The sequence below is a fragment of the Desulfotignum balticum DSM 7044 genome, assembly GCF_000421285.1.
GTDB classification, from domain to species: Bacteria; Desulfobacterota; Desulfobacteria; order Desulfobacterales; family Desulfobacteraceae; genus Desulfotignum; species Desulfotignum balticum.
Genome location: NZ_ATWO01000001.1, coordinates 3,026,358 through 3,045,681, shown reverse-complemented (window position 1 = coordinate 3,045,681; position 19,324 = coordinate 3,026,358). Strand labels below are relative to the sequence as shown.

The window sequence follows — 19,324 nt, the reverse complement described above, 5'->3', positions numbered from 1 at the left end:
TCAGTCAGTCAGGCAAACCGCCACACCGTGCCGCCGGGGCCGTCCTCCAGAATAATGTTCATGTCCTGAAGCTGGTCTCTGATCTCATCGGCCCGGGCAAAGTTTCTGTCTTTTCTGGCCTGAGTCCGCTCTGCGATCAATGCCTCCACCTGTTCCGGTGTCACGGCCATGTCCGCCATGCCCTTGTCCTTTTTGGCGGCAAACCAGGCAGAAGGTGTTTCAAGAAAAATGCCCAGGATACCGGAGATGGCAGCCATGTCCGTTCTGATCTGTGCCAGTTCGGACAAGACCGCTTCATCGGGCCGGTCCGATGCCTGGTCCAGCATCTTGTTGCCTTTTTTCACGGTTTCAAACACCGCAGCCATGGCTTTGGCCGAGTTGAAATCATCGTTCATGGCATCGGAAAATGCCTGCCACAGGGGCCCGCCTCCCGGGGTGTTTCCCGCATCCGGAGTGATGCCCAGGTTTTCCAGGCGTTTCAGAAATCCATAGATCCGGTCCAGGCCCATCCCCACCTCGTACATGGATTGTTCGCTGTAGTCAATGGGGCTGCGGTAGTGATTGGACAACAGAAACATCCGGATCACCTCGGGCGAATATTTTTCCAGCACATCCTTGATCATGGTGAAGTTGCCTAAAGATTTGGACATTTTCTCGTTGTTGATGTCCACAAATCCGTTGTGAATCCAGTATTTCACAAACTGGGTACCGAACAGGGCCTCACTCTGGGCGATTTCGTTCTCGTGGTGGGGAAAGATCAAATCCTTGCCCCCGCCGTGGATGTCAAACCCTTCGCCCAAATATTCATGGCTCATGGCGGAGCACTCGATGTGCCATCCGGGCCGTCCCTTGCCCCAGGGGCTTTCCCAATAGGGTTCGCCCGGTTTTGCCGGCTTCCACAGGGTGAAATCCAAAGGATTTTTCTTTTTTTCCTCCACGGCGATGCGTGATCCGGCCCGCATGTCTTCCGGGTTTCTGCCGGACAGCCGGCCATAAGTTTCAAACGCGTCAATGGAAAAATACACGTTTCCGTCATCCACGGCATAGGCCTTGCCTTTGTCAATGAGCTTTTCCACAAATGCGATGATATGCGTGATATGCTCGGTGGCCTTGGGTTCCATGGTGGGCCGCAGGACATTCAGCGCATCCATTTCATTGTGGAATTCATCAATATATTTTTCCGTGATGGCGGCACACGCCTCCCCGGTTTCATTGGATTTTTTGATGATCTTGTCATCCACATCCGTGAAATTGCGTACATAAGTGACTGCATATCCGATGCGGGTCAGCCACCGGAAGATCATGTCAAATACCACCACAGACCTGGCATGGCCGATATGGCTGGTGTCATAGACCGTGGGGCCGCATACGTACATCTTGACCGTGTCTTTTTCAATGGGAATAAACGTTTCTTTTTTACTGGTAAGTGTATTGTATATTTTTAAGCTCATATCATGTTTCCCTGATGTTTGGGTTGGTTTGCGCGGCAATCAATACAATGGCCTGGGCTGCGATTCCCTGTTTTCGGCCGATAAACCCCAGATGCTCGGTGGTGGTGGCTTTCACGTTTACGCATCCGGGTGATATCTCCAGTGTTTCAGCCATGCTGGCGGCCATTTCCTGTTTTTTGTGCCCCAGTTTCGGGACCTGGGCAAACACCGTGCAGTCCAGGTTCATGATCCGGTATCCGGCCTGTGCCAGGTTCCGGGCGCAGGTTGCCAGCAGGATGCGGGAATCGATGTTTTTGTATTTCGGATCCGTGTCCGGAAACAGATCCCCGATATCCCCCATGCCGGCTGCACCTAAGATGGCGTCGCACACGGCATGGATCAGCACATCTGCATCCGAATGACCGGCCAGGCCCATGTCATGGTCGATCATCACCCCGCCCAGAATCAGGTCCCGGTCTGTGGCAAACGCATGCACATCCGTGCCCATGCCGATTCTGATATCCAATGTTTCCATGTGTGTCAACATATGCCTTTTTCATGTTTGTGCAATTTAAAATTGATAAAATATCATATTCCCCGGCGGTTTGGAATATAAAACCCCATGAAGGGCATGGAACATTACAGAAGATTAGCGGCATCAGGTTGACGGTAATGCGGGAGTTACAGTTGAAACACCCTGTAAAAGGTGCTATGACAGGTTTCGTTAAGGTTTGAGTGGCAATTTTTAACACAAGCAGAGGCTGTGATGGGAGATAATCATGCAAACCATTTCCTGGGATGAATTTACAAAAGTGGAATTACGTGTCGGGCGGGTGCTGAGTGCAGAGGTGTTTCACCAGGCGCGTAAGCCGGCATATGTGCTGCAGGTGGATTTTGGGGAAGAAATCGGGATCAGAAAATCAAGTGCTCAGATCACACATCTTTATAAACCGGAGGAACTGGTGGGCAAGCTGGTGGTGGCGGTGGTGAATTTCCCCAAAAAACAGATTGGGCCATTGATGTCGGAGTGTCTGGTGACCGGGTTCCATAATGCCGATGGTGAAGTGGCACTTTGTGTGCCGGACAAGCCGGTGCCATTGGGTATGAAATTGCTGTAAGCTGCTGGAGAAAAATGCAAGCCATAGCGTTTTCAACAACAATTAGAAGAAGCAATCATGAATACGAAAATCATTAGAGGTGTTTTTTGCTTTGCCTTTCACCGGGTATGTGCCGCAGGGAACCGTTGTTTTCCACGACGGATTTAAAGCAGACGGTCGGCATCCCAGGTGCGCACAGGCCTGACAACAGGGTGGATTCAGATATTATTTTCAGGACCTATTGGAGGTTTTTATGATCAGCATGGAATTTTTAATTACGTCGTTCATTGTGGTGGTGTTGCCTGGAACCGGGGTAATCTATACCATTTCCACCGGTCTGTTCAGGGGCACTCGGGCTGGTGTGTTTGCGGCAACCGGGTGTACGGCCGGGATTATTCCGTCCATGCTGTCCTGTATTCTGGGGTTGGCAGCCATCTTTCATACCAGTGCCCTGGCGTTTCAGGTCCTGAAATTTGCCGGGTCCGCGTATCTGCTTTATCTGGCCTGGTCCATGTGGCGCCAGACCGGCACCCTGGAGCTGACGGCTGAAGAAAACCGGAAAAGCATGTTTAAGATCGCATTCAAAGGCTTTTTGATCAATATCCTCAACCCGAAGCTGACCATTTTTTTTCTGGCCTTTTTGCCCCAGTTCATCCCGGTCCAGGCACCTATGCCTGTTCTTAACATGCTCGTGCTGGGAAGTGTGTTTATGGGGATGACATGGGTCGTGTTCATTGTGTATGCCCTGCTGGCGGACAAAGCCCGCATCTGGATTGCCAATTCTCCGGGAAAGGTCAAATATGTGCAGCGCACCTTTGCCGCCATGTTTGCCATGCTGGGGGCCAGGCTGGCGTTTTCCGGGCGGTGATGCCTGTTTGTGGATTCAGGCACACCTTGAAATAGCCATGCGGCGGGATCTGACCCAGGTTTTTTTCAACATCTGAAAGGTATTGCCGGGCATGCCAAAGGGCAGATCCACAAAGGAAAATTCCTGTTCAATGTTGATCTGTCCGATATGGCGGCTGTCAAGGCCGGCCTCGTTTGAAATGGCCCCCACAATATCTTTGGGCCGCAGGCCATGGCTGTTGCCCACCTCAATCCTGTAGCGCTCCATTCCTTTTTCAGGGGGAGGCGTATGGGGGGCTTCCGGTGTTACCGGCGCTGTTTTTTTAGAGACCACTGGTTTTTCAACCCCTGTTTTTTTGGGGAATGCTGGTTTTTTAGACGCTGCTCTTTTAGACGTCGCCGGTTTTCCAGGCGCTTTTCTGACAGCGGTTCGAGAGACCTTTGCCGGCATATCCTTCAGAAAAAACGGAGTGTCTCCATGGGCCATCTTTGCCAGGGCTGCGGCTACTTTTGCCACAGGCACATTTTCCTGTTGGGCATAGTCGCTGATCAGGGTTTCAAAAACGTCTGCATCGGTATCTTTTGTTGAGAGCGCCTTGGAAATGCGGTTGTAAAACGTGGTGATCCGTTTTTTGTTAATGGTTTCACTGGACGGCATGACCAGTTCTTTGATTTTTGTGCCGGTCTGTTTTTCAATGGCTTTGAGCATCCATTTTTCATTTCTGTTCAACAGGAGAATGGCTTCGCCGGTCCGTCCGGCCCGGCCGGTGCGTCCGATCCTGTGAATGTAGGGCGCCACCTTGGACGGCATATCGAAATTCACCACATGGGAAATCCGGTCCACATCCAGGCCCCTGGCTGCCACATCCGTGGCCGCAAGGATATCGACATGTCCTTTTTTCAGACGGTTCACAGCCTGTTCCCGGGCGTTCTGGGCCATGTCCCCGTTCAGGGCCTCTGCCTTGAATCCGCCGGCTTCGAGGGCTGCGGCCACTTCAAGGGTTGCCGCTTTGGTCTTGGTAAAGACAATCACGCCGTCAAAATGAACCGACTCAAGTATCCGGACCAGTGTACCGGTTTTTTTTCTCTGATCCATCATGCAGTATTGCTGGTGAATGTTACCGGAGTCCGGCGTATCCTGGGGCAGTATGATCTGCTCCGGTGTGTTCAGGTATTTCCGGGCGATTTTTTGCACGGGTCCGGGCATGGTGGCGGAAAACAGCGCAGACTGGCGACCCCGGGGTGTTTTGTCCAGAATCCATTCCACATCTTCGATAAATCCCATATTCAGCATTTCGTCCGCTTCATCTAAAATCAGGCAGAAGAGATCTGAAAAAGACACGGTCTTTTTTTTCATATGGTCCATGAGCCGGCCCGGGGTCCCTACCACCACATGGACGCCCCGCTTAAGCTGGTTGAGCTGAACGCCATAGCTTTGTCCGCCGTAGACCGGCAGAACGTTCAGTCCGGGCATGTTTTTGCCATAGTCTTTAAAAGATGCTGCCACCTGGATGGCCAGTTCCCTTGTGGGAGTCAGCACCAGCACCTGGGGCTTTTTGTTTGTCAAATCAATGCGGGACAGCAAAGGCAGGGCAAAAGCGGCTGTTTTTCCCGTGCCGGTCCGGGCCTGTCCCAGTACATCTTTTCCTTGGATCAGACAGGGAATGGTCCGGGACTGGATGGGGGTGGGGGTGTCATATCCCAGATCTTTCAGGGCGGAAAACACAATCGGGTTTAGATTCATTTGCTCAAACCCGGTCGCGGGTAAATTTTTTTGAGGCATGGTATTCCTTAAATATTTATGCAGTCACACCGGTTTCCAATCCTTAGCCGGTGCTATCGTTTAAAGCCTGTATGGTATGTCAATTGGAAGAACACAGGATCTGATGGATCAGTAGAACAAGGTATCATACACCCATTTGATGGTTTTACAAGGAATTAATTTCCAATATGCTATTTATTCTTTGAAATAAATGGAAAAAGGATCAACAAAAAGGTTGATGAAAAATGGGTGTTCCCGGTTTTCTTGACAGATCGGCCATGGACATTTATAGTGCAAAAAATTCGAAATTTCAGGGATAGGCATGCCTGATATTATTTTTTTTAAAAGATACCCCGGGAATGAGGAGAAATTTTTATGTCCACGCTGGTCAACATTCTGATTCTAAGTATTGCTGTTTTTCTGGTCGCAAACTTTCTTCCGGGTATCCGGATAAAAAATTTCATGACCGCAGTCATTGTCGCCATTGTTTACAGTGTGATCAGTTTTCTGTTCGGCTGGCTCCTGATTTTGATTTCCCTGCCGTTTATAATCATTACATTCGGCTTGTTCAAACTGGTGATCAATGCCATTCTTTTGTGGGGCACGGATAAATTGGTTCAGGATTTTAAAATCAGGGATTTTTTTACCACATTCATTGCGGCTCTGTGCATCACCCTGGTTGATTCCTTTATAAAATGGGCGTTATAGATTGATCTGGCCGTCGTAAATTGTCATTGGTGATTTCCGCCTTGAACTCGTCGACATAGCCCGTCTGCCGACAGCAGACGTGGCACTGGAGATATTCAAAGGCTGTCAGATCCATTTTTCAAAGGAGTTTCGGAAGCGATCACGATGCGGTTGCGGCCCGATGCCTTGGCCTGGTAAAGTGCGGTGTCCGCCCGTTTGATGATATCGTCGCCGGTTTCATCGAAAACAAGCCCGGCAACCCCGAAGCTGGCTGTGACCGGATCACCGCTTTCAATCAGATCTGCTTTTGCCAGGGCACATCGGATCCGCTCTGCATACGCAAACGCCTCGTGAACATCGGCCAGCGGCATTAAAATGATAAACTCCTCTCCACCGAAACGGGCTACCAGATCTTCGGCCCGGGTCCGGGTTTTCATCAAGTCGGCATATGCCTTGAGCACCCGGTCCCCGGCATCATGACCCCAGGTGTCGTTCACCCGCTTGAAGTGATCGATATCGGTCATGATCAACGAAAGGGGCTGAGACCGCCGAAGGGCCAGGGAAATCATTTCCTGGATCCGTTCGGAGAAAAACCGCCGGTTGGCCAGTCCGGTCAAAGGATCGATCCGGGTGAGCTCCAGGATTGTTTTATTGGCCTTCGTCAGTTCCCGGTTTTTGACATTCAACTGACGGGTGAGGTTGTTGAGTTCCTGATTGAGTGCCACCAGTTCATCGCTTAAGGTTGAGATTTCCTCCACATCCAGTTGGCCCAGGGCCAGTATATGGCCGGAGGAGGCATAAAAATGGAACCTGCAGGTCTGGGACAGGCCGGAAGGGGTGTCAAATTCCAGCAGATGGACCGTGTCCGGACAGGTGGCAGCCTGATCCAGCTGAAACGTCTGGTGAAAGTCGCGAATCAGCTCCTGGAACGGTTTGCCCGTCACAGGACCGCCGATATAATGGTCGGCAAACCGGTTGGCATGCTGGATAATGCCGGTGTTGTCCAGGATCAGAAGCAGAATCTGGGCATGATGGTTGAGATACTGAACCAGCTGTGTCGGGTCCTGATATTTGGTCCAGATCATTTGTCTGCCTGCCAGAGGGTGTAAGGATTGTGGATCAGGTTGGCGTTGAGATACCGGGGATCATCAGTCACTTCCGGGCCGGCCCAGGGCGGGATTGAAAACGGCTGGTCCGGGGCGGTTAACTCGATTTCCGCCACCACCAACCCCTGGTTGGCCCCTGAAAACCGGTCGATCACCCATGTCATGCTCTGATGCAGACAGGTGTGCCGGCATTTTTCAATGAGCTTGCCGTCACAGAACCGGTCCAGCATCTGCCTTGCATCTGTCACTGGAATCTCATATTCATATTCCGGCCGCACCAATTCAACGGGGAGGCCTTTTATGGTTAACACTCCTTTTTCCCCTTTGATGCGGACCCGCACAATTTTTTCCGGGGTGTTGAGCAGATATCCCTGGCAGATGTGTACCCCCGGGGTCAGGTCCCCTGGCAGGGTCTTGACCAGAAATTTTTTTTCAATTTCAATGCCCATGGCATGATCCTTTACATAAAAAATGGTTTACTATACCATATCCATTGCTGATGTGAACCCGGTTAAACCAGGTTCCTTTCTGAAAACCAACCAGTACCTGTGGAGAAGCGCATGCCGCACCCGACAGATAGCCGGCCCATCGTCCTGTTGACGGATTTCGGTCATATTGATGCGTTTGTGGGAATTCTCAAGGGCGTGATTCTGTCCATCCATCCAAAAGCCCGGATTGTGGACCTGTGTCATGAAGTGGCACCCCAGGATATCGGGCATGGGGCCCACCTGCTGGACATTTCCCTGGAATATTTTCCAAAGGGCTCGATTTTCTGTGCAGTGGTGGATCCGGGTGTGGGATCCTCCCGGCGGGCCGTGCTGGTGGAAACCACGGATTATTTTCTGGTGGGCCCGGACAACGGGGTGCTGTGGCCGGCGGCCGGCAGAAACAAGATCCGCCGGATCATTCACCTGACCCGGTCCCGGTATTTTCTTCCCCAGGTAAGCACCACATTCCACGGCCGGGACATCTTTGGGCCGGTGGCGGCCCATCTGTCCGCCGGTATTGATCCCGGGGCGTTCGGCCCGCAGGTGTCTTGTCTGACCCCATTTGCCTTTCCAGAGCCAAAGCCCATAGCTGGCGGAATGATTCTGACAGTCCGTCATATCGATACCTTCGGCAATATCGGTCTGAACCTGACCCGGGAGCAGTTCAGGCGGTTTGCGGATAAAGGATTCTGCATGCGGGTGAATCAAGCAGATATCACCGGACATTACCATTCATATGCAGCGGCCCCGGAAAAAATCCCCTTTGTGATGACCGATTCTGCCGGATTTATGGAAATTGCCGTTAAAAACGGGGATGCAGCATCCCGGCTCCATGTGAAAAAAAATGATCCCGTGGTCCTGACAGCCAGGGGAGAAAAAAACGATGATGGCGGCCTGTAATGTGTAAAACAGGCGGGTCTGTCTGGTCGACAAACTATTGTGTCCCGTGCCTGAAAATGGTATGTTTCCGGCATTTGCAATAAAATTGAACCGGTTTATGCCACGGAGGAAAAAAACAAGAAAAATGAATTTAAAGGAAACCATTCGCAGTATTCCGGACTGGCCCATTGAAGGGGTTGTTTTCAGGGATCTCACCACCTTGATGCAGAACCCGAAATCGTTTGCATATGCGTGTGATTTGCTGTACGACCGCTATAAAGACAAAGGCATTGATAAAATTGTGGGCATCGATGCCAGAGGGTTTGTCTTCGGCGGGGTGGTGGCCTATAAACTGGGCATTGGATTTGTGCCGGTCAGAAAAAAAGGCAAGTTGCCCGGCAGCACCATCCAGGAAACCTATGCGCTGGAATACGGCACCGACACCCTGGAGATCCATGAGGATGCCATATCCCCCGGAGAAAAAGTGGTGATCGTGGACGATCTGATTGCCACGGGCGGCACGGTGGGTGCCGCAGTCAAACTGGTGAAAAATCTGGGAGCGGATCTTTTGGAGTGTGCGTTTGTGGTGGAACTGCCTGATCTCAAGGGACGGGACCAGATTGACGGATGCCCGGTCTTTGCCATGGTCGAGTTTGAAGGAGATTAAATGATGCGGTCACGTATCCTGGTGTTGCTGGCTTGTGCCGCCATAATGAGTGCCTGTGCCGCATCCTATGGAAAACTGGTGTCCAGCCCCGTGTCCCGGGATCAATATCAGCAGCAGACCCTGCCGTCCGATCTTCAGTATTATTACTGCGGCCGGTCCGGGCTGCCATATGCCGTGGTGGGAATCGATGACACATACCCGTTCAATGACCGGCTCTGGTTCAGGATAGACACCATGGATGACGTATACAAAAAGATCTATAATTTAAGTGATATTCATCCGAATGCCCGCTTCATGCGGGCGGCCGATATCCTGGATCCGGCCGGCAGGCGGATCGGTGTGTGGTTTTCCTTTTATCATCATACCCCGGTGCGGATCGATCCGGATTCCGGGATGCTGGAAATTTTCAGTCCCTATGATCCCAACGAGGATGAGGGGCTGATTCTAAATTGACCGATTGTTCGCCTGCAGGTTCCGGCCCGGTTCGCTTAAACCGCATCAGGCCGGTTTGAACGGGCTTCCTTCCACCCGGTTTCTTCCGTTTTCCTTGGCCTGATACAGGAAATGATCTGCGGTGTCGATCAGTCGATCCGTGGAAAAATCATCCGTGATCTGGGCCGGGTCCAGGCAGGTGACCCCGAAACTGGCAGTGATGGAAATGGGCACCTCATCATGGGTAACCGGGGTGTCGGCTATTTTTTTTCGCAGCCGCTCGGTACATTGGCATGCCTGATCATATGCGGTTTCCGGCAGGACAATGACAAATTCTTCTCCCCCATACCGGGTCACCCAGTCCAGGTCTTTTCGGATCACACGGTGTATGGTGTTGACAAATTCAACGAGCACGGTGTCTCCGGCACTGTGACCAAAGGTGTCGTTGACTTTTTTGAAAAAATCGATATCCGTGAGTACTAAAGAGATGGGGGTCTGATACCGTTGCGTTCGCGTGATCTCTTTGGCCAGCTGCCGGGACAGGTAATTCCGGTTGTAGCATCCGGTCAACGGATCAGTGATGGACAGTTTTCTGATTTTTTCATTGGAAATTTTCAGGTCGTTGATCTTTTCCTTGAGCTGCCGGCTCAACCGGTACCGTTCCAGATGAACGGTGATGCGGGCCAGCAGTTCTTCTTTGGCAAACGGTTTGACCAGATAGTCGGATACCCCGGCATTGAAAACATTCAACAACTCTGATTGATCCGGTGTGGCGGTCAGGCAGATAATGGGCAGATCGGACCGGTTCAGTTCTTTGCGGATTTTTTTTGAAAGGGCATCACCGTTCATGTTGGGCATGAACAGGTCTGTGATCACCACATTGATGTCATCCGCGTGACTGCTGAAAAGTGCATATCCTTCCTGACCATCTTTGGCTTCAATCACCTGGAGCCCTTCCTGGATCAAAATATCCGCCACAATCTGTCTGGCCACCACATTGTCTTCCACCACCAGGGCGGTCATACCCTGGGACAGGGCCACGGGTTTTAAAATGCGGTCCACTGTTTCCAGCAGTTCTCCTTCAGCAAAGGGCTTGGTGATAAAATCCGCCGCGCCTGCGGAAAATCCTTTTTTCCGTTCCGACATCGTATTCTGGCCGGTGACAAAAATGACCGGTATCCGGCTGTTCCGATGTCGTGAAATCCGGTCGGCATAATGGGGACTTCGCAGTTTTTTGCAGGTTTCCCATCCGTTAAGCCCGGGCATTTCCACATCCAGGGTGATCAGGTCCGGTGGCCGGTCCGTGCAGGCGGAAACCAGGGCGTCCAGTCCGTTGGCCGCCTCGATGATTTCATAACCGCCGGGTTCCAGTTCTTCCCTGATGGCCATTCGCATTGCTGCGCTGTCGTCCACCACCAGGACCTGAAGAAAGGTGGATGATGAATTGGGGGGATGGTTTTTCGTTTCAGTCATCATGTTCTTTCGGGTTGGTTATTTATTGTGCGGGATTTGGGTTGATAAAAAATGGTTTTCAGGTGACGTCCGGGTTCCAGATCGGTACATATGCCGGTAAGAGACTCACTGGCACCCAACAGCAGATATCCATCCGGTTCCAGAACCGCCACTGTTTTTTCAAACAATCGTTTTCTCATTTCCATATTAAAATATATCGCAACATTTCTCATCAGGATCAAGTCAAATTTGCCCATTCCGGCAAAAGAATGAAACAGATTCATTTTTCGGAAAGAAACCATGGCCCGGATCTCATCATTGATTTTCCATTGATTTTCCAATGGGGTGAAATACCGGTCCCGTTTGTCCACAGGCAAGCCCCGGGTGATTTCGAAACTGCTGAAATAACCGGCGCTGGCTTTGGCCAGTGCTTTGGCAGATATATCTGTCCCCAGTAAATAGATGCGATATGCATTCATGCACGGGAGAAGGTCTTTGAGTACCATGGCGACACTGTATATTTCCTGGCCCGTGGCGCAGGCCGCACTCCAGATGCGGATGGGAATGGGTAGTCCTTTTTTCAGATATCCGGCTCGATGGTCGATCACGTCCGGTAAAATTTTGTATTTGAGGAGATCAAACGCTTTTTCATCCCTGAAAAACAATGTTTCATTGGTGGTGATGGCATCAATGATCTGCTGGGCCAGGGCATGGGTTTTGTCTGCTCTGGCCTGTTCATACAATGCCGTATAGGATGGAAATCCGAGTGTATCCGCCATTTTCCCTAATCGGGTCTCAAACAGATACGTTTTGGAAGGAAGGATGTCCATACCGGATATTTCCCGGATGTAATCCGCCAGAAGCTCACATTCTGAAGGGCGTATCTTCAGCATGGGGTGTTTAAACGATTCGGTTTCAGCAAAGGCCGGTCACTGCAGGGTGTCATGGATCACATCCCAAAAGTGGGTCTGACGGTTTTCATGATTTCCCGGGCCAGGTTGTCCAGGGGGGCCACGATATCCACAATTCCGGAAGCCACCGGTTGTTTTGCCATGCCGAACACAATGCTGGTGGCTTCATCCTGGGCAATGATCACGGCCCGGTGCTCTTTCATCAAAGCCAGGCCTTTGTCACCATCCTGTCCCATACCGGTCATGATGACCCCGGTGGCCCGGTCTTTGAAATGATGGGCCACCGACCGGAATAAATAGTCGGCAGACGGCCGGCACCCGTTTTCCGGAGGATCCTGGGTGATGCGGATCATTTGTTTGGTCCTGTTTCCTGCTGAAACGATTTTCATATGACTTCCGCCGGGGGCGATAAACACTTTGCCCGGAACCAGTATGTCCCCGTCTTGAGCCTCCACAACCGGCACTTTGGATTGCCGGTCCAGACTTTCGGCCAAAGCCCGGGTAAATCCGGGGGGCATGTGCTGGACAATGAGGATCGGCACGGTCAGATTCCCGGGCAGGGCCGGAATGAGTCGCGCCAGTGCGGCCGGACCGCCGGTGGAAACGCCGATGGCGATCACGTCGGATGAATTTCGTGGAAAATCGGCGGTAAAGGCCGGAACGATGGGGTCAGGTGTCTTTGTTTCGGTGATGGGGGGCAAAACGGATCGATCCAAAGAAACGTCTGTGCGATGGCTGTTGAGGATGGAACGGATTTCCATTCTTCTGGAAAACGAGCGTAACAAAGGTGCCAGGTCTTTTTCCAGTTTGCGTTTGTTTTCTGTGACATTTTTTTCCGAGGGTTTGAGAACAAAGTCGAATGCGCCGGCCTCCAGGCTGGTGATGATACGCCGGCCGCCCCGGCCGGCATCCGAACTGAGCATGATGACACCCACCCGGGGGGATTGTGATTTGAGCCGGGTCAGCACTTCCATTCCGTCCATGCCCGGCATTTCAATGTCCAGGGTCATCAGATCCGGTTTCAGCGACGTCACCCTGGCCAGAGCGGAATGGCCGTCCCGGGCCGTTCCCACGACTTCCATGCCCGGGATATTGCCGATGACGTCCGATATCATCATCCGGAATACAATGGAATCATCCACCACCAGTATGCGAAGATTTTTCTGTGAAAGGGTCATTCAAGCACCGTGGTCACATCGAGTATGCCGATCAGTCCCTGTTCATGCCGCAGCACCGACTTGAAGCACCGGCCTTGAATTCCCTGAATATTGCCGGGGGGAGGGGCCAGATCCCCGGGAGCGATGTCAATCACGTCCCCGATGGCGTTTACCACCAGCCCGATGGATTCCTCCTGAATTCTGACGATAATGATCCTGTGGGAAACAGGGTCGGTGAAACCGCTTTCTTCAGAAAGTCCCAGCCGGCGGTTCAGGTCAATCACCGTGACAATGCTGCCTCTCAGGTTGATAATGCCGCTGATCGTGTCCGGTGCCAGTGGCACGGGCGTCATCTGCGTGGTCTTGATAATTTCCTGGGTCTCCAGGATATCGATACCACACAGGGATTCTCCGGCAAAAAATGTGACGATCCTGTTGATTTCCTCAGCCATGTCTATCCGTTAAAATTTGCATCGGTCGGTTCTGACTTTGATGTTTTCAGCCAATTCGCTCAACGAAGCGATACTTTCATTGATCTGGGTGCTGCTGTCGGTAATTTCAACTGCAGAATTGGAAACCAGAGCGATATCTCTGGCGATTTCCGTGGCTGCGGTCGAACTCTGAGTCACATTTTCAGTAATGTCGGTCATGTTCCGGGCCGCCTGGCTGACATTGCCTGCGATTTCCCGGGTGGTGACGGACTGTTCTTCCACGGCGGCGGCAATGGTGGACACAATCTCATCCACCTGGTTGATGACACCGGTGATCTGACTGATCCGGTTAACGGTGCCATCCGTGGACTGCTGAATACCTGCAATTTTATTTTTAATCTCTGCACTGGCTGTGGCCGCCTGTTTGGCCAGTTCCTTGATTTCATTGGCCACCACGGCGAATCCTTTGCCGGCTTCCCCGGCCCGGGCTGCCTCGATGGTGGCATTCAACGCCAGAAGGTTGGTCTGTTCGGATATTTCCGTGATGGATTCGGTCACCTTGCCGATATCCCGGGCCGCTGTCCCCAGCTGGTTCACCGTGTCAGATGCCTGGGTGGCCTGGTCCACTGCGTCATGGGTGATATGTCTGGCCCGGTCGGCGCTTTCAGCGATTTCACTGATGGTGGCGGTCATTTCCTCTGCGGCCGCCGCCACTGTGTTCAGGTTGGCGGATGCATTTTCCGTGGCACCGGCCATGGAAGTCATGTTGGTGCTCATCTGTTCCGCGGCGGATGCCACGGTATTGGACCGTTGAGCGGTTTGTTCCGCACCGGACTTCATCTGGGTTGAGATGGTGGACAATTCAGTGGATGATCCCGCCAGGGTCACCGTGCCTTCAGCCAAATCCTTGAACATGGCCCTGAGTTTCATGGCCATGGTGTTCAGAGAGTCTGCCAGCAGACCGATCTCATCTTTTCGTTTGATTTGCAGTGTATGGGTGAAGTCCCCTTCTGCCAGTTTTTCCGCAAACCAGCTTCCCTGGACAATGGGTCGGGTCATGGTCCGGGATAAATAATATGCCAGGACAATGATGACCAGGATGCAGCATATGGCGATGATGCCCATGGTTCGCTGTAAGACAATTGCCGGGGCCAGGGCTTCGGATTTGTGAATCTGGGTGATGATGGCCCAGGATGTGTCGCCGATTTCAAAGGGAGTGAACACGGACATCACCGGAGTGCCGTTATAATCGGTGGTCATCATTTCTCCGGTGTCACCCTTTAACGCAGCCTGAACCGCGGGTGTGTCCACCTTGCCTTTATCGCCTTGTGCAAATGAAGCCGCCACAGAACGGTTTTCAGGATCCAGAATGGAATCGGAACGCATCCGCATGTCCTGGCCCACCAGAAAAAGTTCTCCGGATTTCCCCATGCCGCTGTCTGCGGACAGAATTTTTGTGATCGTATCGATGGACAACTGGATGGCAACCACCCCGATGATATCCCCGTTTTTCTTGACCGGTGCCGCCACAAACTGGGCCGGCATATTTCCTGACGGTGCATAGGGTGCCATATCGGAAACCAGGACCCGGCCTTTGGATGCGGCCTGCCACGCATGCTGGAGCTGGGAACTGGTCGTGGTCACCCGGGTACCGAAATCCGGTTCCTTGGACACGGAAAAAACAATATTCCCTTTTTTGGCATCCAGCAGAAAAATGTCATGATAGCCTTGCTGGGCCATGTGAAAAGCGAATTGCGGAAAAAACGGGTCATGGAGATGCCGGTAATTGACAGGGGCCTGGTACTGACCTTGTGTTTGCCCGACGAACCGTCCACTGTTTACCCCGCCTTCCGTGTTAAAGGAAAAAGAGAGGGATTCCAGGGCCTCCCTGACATAAGGGGTCTGGGCCAGGATCGCCACATCGTTTTCCCGGTCCGCATAAAACTGGGCCATTTCGTGTTTTTTCAAATCCCGGATCGCCATATATTTTTCAAAGGTCTGGCGGGTCAATCCGTCAATGGTCATCCAGTGGGAAACCCCTCCGAGTATGGCAAAAGGAATGATGCCCACCGCCAGCAGTGCAGCAATGAATTTTGATTTCAAACGCCAGTTCTTAATATTCATTTACTCATCCCTCCTGATAAATTCAAAATTTATATATCCAAAATATGTGTGTGAATGCTTTTTAGCAGTTTTTCCTGATCCAGTTTGATCTGGTAATCATCGACACCGGCGGCCTGTCCTTTTTCGAGATCCGAGTCATCTGCCAGGGTGGACAGGGAGATGACCGGCAGATGGGCCAGATCCGGGTCGCTCTTGATGGTCCGGGTCAGGGTGAATCCGTCCATATGGGGCATTTCCAGGTCTGTGATGACCAGAGACAGGTCTTTCACATGTGTTTTAATAAGATCCAGGGCGATCTGTCCGTCTTGGGCAGCGATCACATGAAACCCCTCCGCTTCGATCCGGGTTTTGATCAGGTTTCTGAAAAACGCGGAGTCTTCAGCAATGAGAATGGTTTTTTTGTTCACCGAATCACTGGATTCCACCTGCACCGGGGTGTCTTTGTACCATTGGGGGTATCGTTTTCGGGCCACCTGGTCCGGGTCCACCACCATGACCGTGTGCCCGTCCAAAGTCAGTGATCCTGAAATGCCGGGCTGGGACAGGGTTTGTCTGTCCAGAATCTCACTGGTTTCCAGGGCATCCACAGGTCCGGTCACACGCAGCCCCATGGTTCGATCCCCCAGATCGCACACCACCACCACCATGATCTCTTCCATGGGCACGGGGCGAATGTCTGCCACGTCATCTATGGCACACAAAGTCAGGGTGGTGTTCCGGGTCTGGACAACGGTCATATTGCCCATGGTTTCCAGGTGCCGGGCCGGTATTTTTTCTATATGGATCACCCGGTCCAGAGGAATGGCGAATCGTTCCTCCGGGGCGCCCCGGAAGGTGAGATATGAACGCACCTCTTTTTTTTCAGTAACACATGGGTCTGTTTTTTCATAAGAGGTTTCAGATGGTTTGACCGGCATGAGTTCAGCGGTTTCAGCCAAAGAGGAAATATCCAGGATCAAAGCCACCCGGCCGTCTCCCATGATGGTGGCCCCGGCGTAGGCACCGCATGATTTGAGATGCCGGCCCAAAGGCTTTACCACAATTTCTTCCGCATCCTGGAGTTCATCCACAATCAGCCCATAGGTTAAAGAACCGGTGGAAACCACGGCGATATTCAGCGCACTGGATGCATGAAATCGCCGGTCTTTCCCGGGCATGGTTCTGCGGTCCCGGTTTTCGGCAGATTCTGTTCCGGTTTCAGAGGATCGGCGGTCGGCAATGTGATGCCGCCGGTCGGTTTTCAATACATCGTCGTCAGGACAGATATAGGTGCGGGGCAGCTGAAGGATATCCGACAGTCGGACCAGCGGCAGCAGCTCTTCCCGCAGCCGGATAACGGGGGCGCCGCTGATGAATTCGATTTTTTCCGCCACCCGGCCCGGTGGGATCCGAACCAGTTCTTCCAGATTTGCCTGGGGGATGGCAAAACGCTGGGCTTCCGTCTGAATGATCTGGCTGGGGATAATGGCCAGTGTCAGAGGCACCTCAATCAAAAACCGGGACCCGCGTCCGGGCTGGGATTCAATTGTGACTTTCCCGCCGATGGATTCAATATTGCTTTTAACCACATCCATGCCGACGCCCCGGCCTGACAGGTCATTTACCACCTGGGAGGTGGAAAATCCGGGCATGAAAATAAGAGCGCATTTTGCCTTCTCATCCATGTTCCGGACCTGATTCTGCGTGATCAGGCCCAAAGCGACCGCCCGTTTTGCCAGTTTGTCCGGGTCCATTCCCCGGCCGTCATCGATGATTTCAATAAAAATTTTTCCTGCCCCCTGGCTGGCTTTGAGAACCACTTTTCCCACCGGGGCTTTGCCCTGGTTTTCACGGATATCCGGGGGCTCGATGCCATGATCGATACTGTTTCGCACCAGGTGAAGCAGCGGGTCGGTCACTGCTTCCAGCAGATTTTTGTCCAGTTCGACCCGCCGGCCTTTGATGACCAGATGAATTTTTTTCCCCAAAGCCGTGGAAAGATCCCTCACCAGCCTGGGAAACCGGTCAAAAATTTTCCCCATGGGCTGCATGCGGGTGAGCATCACGGTTTCCTGAAGCTCTGAGGTGACGTGGTTGATCCGCTGTCCCACCCGCTGGATGGCCTGGGGGTCCTGGGTGGCAATGGCTTGCAGCAGCTGGTTTCTGCTCAGGACCATTTCTCCGGCCAGAGTCATGAGATTGTCCAGCAGTGTCAGGTCCACCCGAACAGGGGGTTGGATCAGCCGGTCATGTCGCTGAAGCCTTTTGGGGGCTTTTTTTTCGAAGCAGGTATCTGTTTCCACAGGATCTGGGTCAGGCATCGCTGTTTCCGGAAGGCAAGTATCCGGCACAGGCGCCTCAGCCGGTGTGTCCTCCCGGGTGTTTGTCGGCAACAGACCGCTGGTTTTGTTCAGGGTATGAATCAATCGGTCATCAAGCTCGAATACGATAAGGATCTCTTCTTTGGCCAGCACCGAGGCAAACAGCAATAAAATATAAGGACCGGACACATCCGTGCCGGCCAGCGGGACATATTTTTTTTCGATCCCGTACACAAGCATCGTCCCATATGCTTTTGTTTTGGATGAGAGGATTTCCAGATATTTTTCCCCAGGGACATCAATGGTTTCAAGGGGAATCTCCACAAAAAAAACAAGCTTGTTTTCATTTTCCAGCCGGCGGCAATCCGATTTTTCCAAAACAAACACGGAAGAGCCGTCCCGGGCGGAAATGATGATCGGGTCATCGTCATGGGGTGTTTCCGTGTCCGGTTGTATCCCGGGATCTGAATCCAATGCAGCGTCAGCAAAGGCATCCGGGTTCGGATCCGGTTCCGGGGAAGGGATGTCGGTATTTTTTCGGGATCCCGCGCTGATGTTTTCCAGCGCGGTGACTGTTTCGGAAATATCAATTTTGTCACTGTGATCCAGATACTGGATCATGTGGGTCAATGCATCTGATGCTTTCAGCAGAAAATGGGTCACCTCGGCATTGGGATCAAGCGTGCCTTCCCGGATCAGTCCAAGAACCGTTTCCATGGCATGGGCCAGCCGGGTGATATTCCGGATGCCCAGAAAGCCGGAGCCGCCTTTGATGGAATGAACGGCACGAAATACTTTGTTGACCCGTTCCCGGTCAGGACCCGTGTCTCCTTTTTCAATGCGGATCAGGTCCTCTTCAATGGAAGACAAATGCTCTAAAGATTCTTCGGCAAATGCTTTTTTGATGTGATCGTCTTTGGAATTCATTATCGATGAGAGACGGTTCTACAATTGCTTGATAAACTGGCGGAACCGCTCTTCCTGAAACGGACTGATACTTTTGATCAGAATGCCGACCCCTGATTCTTCCACCCGGACCACTTCAGAGATGAAGTCGAATTCTTCACCTGCGGAACTGATCAGACGAACCGCCAGCTGTTCCCCCCGCGGGATTTTTTTGTGTGTGTTGATAAATGCGCCGCCCAGGGAGACGTCTTCAACCGTGGCCATGATCCGTTCTTTGCCCGTGTTGATGTTCACCCGCAGCGATACCGGTTTGCGGGTATTTTCCCGTTCATCGATCTGAATCACTTTTTCACTGTCCGGTCCACACACTTTTGCAGCCTGAATCAATTGAAATATTTTATTGTCGGTCTGGGCATCTGTGTTCAAAATTTCTTTGATTAACTGTAGTTTGTCCATTACCGGCTCCTGAAACCATATAAATTTGTTCGGCAAACATTCGTCAAGGGTTATGGCATTTTTATATGACGTGCAGAATAAGTCAACCTGTAAGTTGCAAGGGACGTGTCAACAGACATTTTTGTTGACATCAAATGCGCAAATAGCTATTGATAAATGGAACAAAGCAGGAAATACACACACAGACAGTCAA

General features: G+C 52.0%; 18 protein-coding genes. 6 read left to right on the top strand and 12 right to left on the bottom strand.

Annotation, left to right across the window (positions count from 1 at the left end):
* Positions 1-8: 8 nt before the first annotated feature.
* The gene (cysS, locus tag K365_RS0115200) at positions 9-1,451 is read right to left on the bottom strand and encodes a cysteine--tRNA ligase (RefSeq protein WP_024335273.1); all 1,443 of its coding nucleotides are present in this window, start codon (positions 1,449-1,451) and stop codon (positions 9-11) included.
* Position 1,452: 1 nt separating this feature from the next.
* Positions 1,453-1,965, bottom strand: coding sequence for a 2-C-methyl-D-erythritol 2,4-cyclodiphosphate synthase (gene ispF, locus K365_RS0115195; RefSeq protein WP_006968219.1), 513 nt, complete (start codon positions 1,963-1,965; stop codon positions 1,453-1,455).
* Positions 1,966-2,209: 244 nt separating this feature from the next.
* Between ispF and K365_RS0115190 the strand changes: the two genes are divergently transcribed.
* Both K365_RS0115190 and K365_RS0115185 read left to right on the top strand, forming a co-directional pair.
* On the top strand, positions 2,210-2,548 hold the full coding sequence (locus tag K365_RS0115190; RefSeq protein ID WP_024335271.1) for a tRNA-binding protein: 339 nt from the start codon (positions 2,210-2,212) through the stop codon (positions 2,546-2,548).
* Positions 2,549-2,780: 232 nt separating this feature from the next.
* Positions 2,781-3,395 (top strand): LysE family translocator, encoded by a 615-nt coding sequence (locus tag K365_RS0115185; RefSeq protein ID WP_024335270.1) that lies wholly within the window; start codon positions 2,781-2,783, stop codon positions 3,393-3,395.
* Between the two features lie 15 nt (positions 3,396-3,410).
* Here the strand turns inward: K365_RS0115185 and K365_RS0115180 are convergent, their stop codons facing one another.
* Positions 3,411-5,117: a DEAD/DEAH box helicase gene (locus K365_RS0115180; RefSeq protein WP_245569185.1), complete on the bottom strand. Its 1,707-nt coding sequence runs from the start codon at positions 5,115-5,117 to the stop codon at positions 3,411-3,413.
* A gap of 393 nt (positions 5,118-5,510) precedes the next feature.
* On the opposite strand from K365_RS0115180, the gene K365_RS0115170 reads away from it, so the two are divergent.
* On the top strand, positions 5,511-5,843 hold the full coding sequence (locus K365_RS0115170) for a phage holin family protein (protein ID WP_006968215.1): 333 nt from the start codon (positions 5,511-5,513) through the stop codon (positions 5,841-5,843).
* Positions 5,844-5,938: 95 nt separating this feature from the next.
* On the opposite strand, the gene K365_RS0115165 is transcribed toward K365_RS0115170, so the two are convergent.
* Complete coding sequence (locus K365_RS0115165; protein WP_024335268.1) at positions 5,939-6,907, bottom strand: GGDEF domain-containing protein; 969 nt, start codon at positions 6,905-6,907, stop codon at positions 5,939-5,941.
* Complete coding sequence (locus K365_RS0115160; protein ID WP_024335267.1) at positions 6,904-7,377, bottom strand: CYTH domain-containing protein; 474 nt, start codon at positions 7,375-7,377, stop codon at positions 6,904-6,906. The genes K365_RS0115165 and K365_RS0115160 overlap by 4 nt, the downstream gene beginning before the upstream one ends.
* A gap of 111 nt (positions 7,378-7,488) precedes the next feature.
* On the opposite strand from K365_RS0115160, the gene K365_RS0115155 reads away from it, so the two are divergent.
* From K365_RS0115155 to K365_RS0115145, 3 genes are all read left to right on the top strand, one after another.
* Complete coding sequence (locus tag K365_RS0115155; protein ID WP_024335266.1) at positions 7,489-8,316, top strand: SAM hydrolase/SAM-dependent halogenase family protein; 828 nt, start codon at positions 7,489-7,491, stop codon at positions 8,314-8,316.
* A gap of 124 nt (positions 8,317-8,440) precedes the next feature.
* On the top strand, positions 8,441-8,962 hold the full coding sequence (locus tag K365_RS0115150) for an adenine phosphoribosyltransferase (protein ID WP_006968211.1): 522 nt from the start codon (positions 8,441-8,443) through the stop codon (positions 8,960-8,962).
* The gene (locus tag K365_RS0115145; protein WP_006968210.1) at positions 8,963-9,415 is read left to right on the top strand and encodes a hypothetical protein; all 453 of its coding nucleotides are present in this window, start codon (positions 8,963-8,965) and stop codon (positions 9,413-9,415) included.
* A 45-nt stretch (positions 9,416-9,460) separates the two neighbouring features.
* On the opposite strand, the gene K365_RS0115140 is transcribed toward K365_RS0115145, so the two are convergent.
* From K365_RS0115140 to K365_RS0115110, 7 genes are read right to left on the bottom strand one after another with little or no spacing between them, the layout of a single operon-like run.
* Positions 9,461-10,870: a response regulator gene (locus K365_RS0115140; protein WP_084489855.1), complete on the bottom strand. Its 1,410-nt coding sequence runs from the start codon at positions 10,868-10,870 to the stop codon at positions 9,461-9,463.
* Positions 10,867-11,739, bottom strand: coding sequence for a CheR family methyltransferase (locus K365_RS0115135; protein WP_024335264.1), 873 nt, complete (start codon positions 11,737-11,739; stop codon positions 10,867-10,869). The genes K365_RS0115140 and K365_RS0115135 overlap by 4 nt, the downstream gene beginning before the upstream one ends.
* A 56-nt stretch (positions 11,740-11,795) precedes the next feature.
* Entirely contained in the window at positions 11,796-12,935 is a 1,140-nt protein-coding gene (locus tag K365_RS0115130; protein WP_024335263.1) for a protein-glutamate methylesterase/protein-glutamine glutaminase, read from the bottom strand.
* A complete protein-coding gene (locus K365_RS0115125) occupies positions 12,932-13,366 on the bottom strand; it encodes a chemotaxis protein CheW (protein WP_024335262.1) in 435 nt (144 codons plus the stop codon). The genes K365_RS0115130 and K365_RS0115125 overlap by 4 nt, the downstream gene beginning before the upstream one ends.
* Before the next feature lie 9 nt (positions 13,367-13,375).
* Positions 13,376-15,469, bottom strand: a complete 2,094-nt coding sequence (locus K365_RS0115120; protein WP_024335261.1) for a methyl-accepting chemotaxis protein — start codon at positions 15,467-15,469, stop codon at positions 13,376-13,378.
* Positions 15,470-15,498: 29 nt separating this feature from the next.
* Positions 15,499-18,696, bottom strand: a complete 3,198-nt coding sequence (locus tag K365_RS0115115) for a hybrid sensor histidine kinase/response regulator (protein WP_024335260.1) — start codon at positions 18,694-18,696, stop codon at positions 15,499-15,501.
* Positions 18,697-18,714: 18 nt separating this feature from the next.
* A complete protein-coding gene (locus K365_RS0115110) occupies positions 18,715-19,131 on the bottom strand; it encodes a PilZ domain-containing protein (RefSeq protein ID WP_024335259.1) in 417 nt (138 codons plus the stop codon).
* Positions 19,132-19,324 lie beyond the last annotated feature (193 nt).

Bases quoted from the DNA above. Each gene is read 5' to 3' on its own strand.
- K365_RS0115130 (WP_024335263.1), bottom strand. From the start codon at position 12,935: ATGACCCTTTCACAGAAAAATCTTCGCATACTGGTGGTGGATGATTCC.
- K365_RS0115115 (WP_024335260.1), bottom strand. From the start codon at position 18,696: ATGAATTCCAAAGACGATCACATCAAAAAAGCATTTGCCGAAGAATCT.
- K365_RS0115140 (WP_084489855.1), bottom strand. From the start codon at position 10,870: ATGATGACTGAAACGAAAAACCATCCCCCCAATTCATCATCCACCTTT.
- K365_RS0115190 (WP_024335271.1), top strand. From the start codon at position 2,210: ATGCAAACCATTTCCTGGGATGAATTTACAAAAGTGGAATTACGTGTC.
- K365_RS0115125 (WP_024335262.1), bottom strand. From the start codon at position 13,366: ATGGCTGAGGAAATCAACAGGATCGTCACATTTTTTGCCGGAGAATCC.
- K365_RS0115180 (WP_245569185.1), bottom strand. From the start codon at position 5,117: ATGAATCTAAACCCGATTGTGTTTTCCGCCCTGAAAGATCTGGGATAT.
- K365_RS0115185 (WP_024335270.1), top strand. From the start codon at position 2,781: ATGATCAGCATGGAATTTTTAATTACGTCGTTCATTGTGGTGGTGTTG.
- K365_RS0115145 (WP_006968210.1), top strand. From the start codon at position 8,963: ATGATGCGGTCACGTATCCTGGTGTTGCTGGCTTGTGCCGCCATAATG.
- K365_RS0115155 (WP_024335266.1), top strand. From the start codon at position 7,489: ATGCCGCACCCGACAGATAGCCGGCCCATCGTCCTGTTGACGGATTTC.
- K365_RS0115120 (WP_024335261.1), bottom strand. From the start codon at position 15,469: ATGAATATTAAGAACTGGCGTTTGAAATCAAAATTCATTGCTGCACTG.
- ispF (WP_006968219.1), bottom strand. From the start codon at position 1,965: ATGGAAACATTGGATATCAGAATCGGCATGGGCACGGATGTGCATGCG.
- K365_RS0115150 (WP_006968211.1), top strand. From the start codon at position 8,441: ATGAATTTAAAGGAAACCATTCGCAGTATTCCGGACTGGCCCATTGAA.
- cysS (WP_024335273.1), bottom strand. From the start codon at position 1,451: ATGAGCTTAAAAATATACAATACACTTACCAGTAAAAAAGAAACGTTT.
- K365_RS0115165 (WP_024335268.1), bottom strand. From the start codon at position 6,907: ATGATCTGGACCAAATATCAGGACCCGACACAGCTGGTTCAGTATCTC.
- K365_RS0115160 (WP_024335267.1), bottom strand. From the start codon at position 7,377: ATGGGCATTGAAATTGAAAAAAAATTTCTGGTCAAGACCCTGCCAGGG.
- K365_RS0115170 (WP_006968215.1), top strand. From the start codon at position 5,511: ATGTCCACGCTGGTCAACATTCTGATTCTAAGTATTGCTGTTTTTCTG.
- K365_RS0115110 (WP_024335259.1), bottom strand. From the start codon at position 19,131: ATGGACAAACTACAGTTAATCAAAGAAATTTTGAACACAGATGCCCAG.
- K365_RS0115135 (WP_024335264.1), bottom strand. From the start codon at position 11,739: ATGCTGAAGATACGCCCTTCAGAATGTGAGCTTCTGGCGGATTACATC.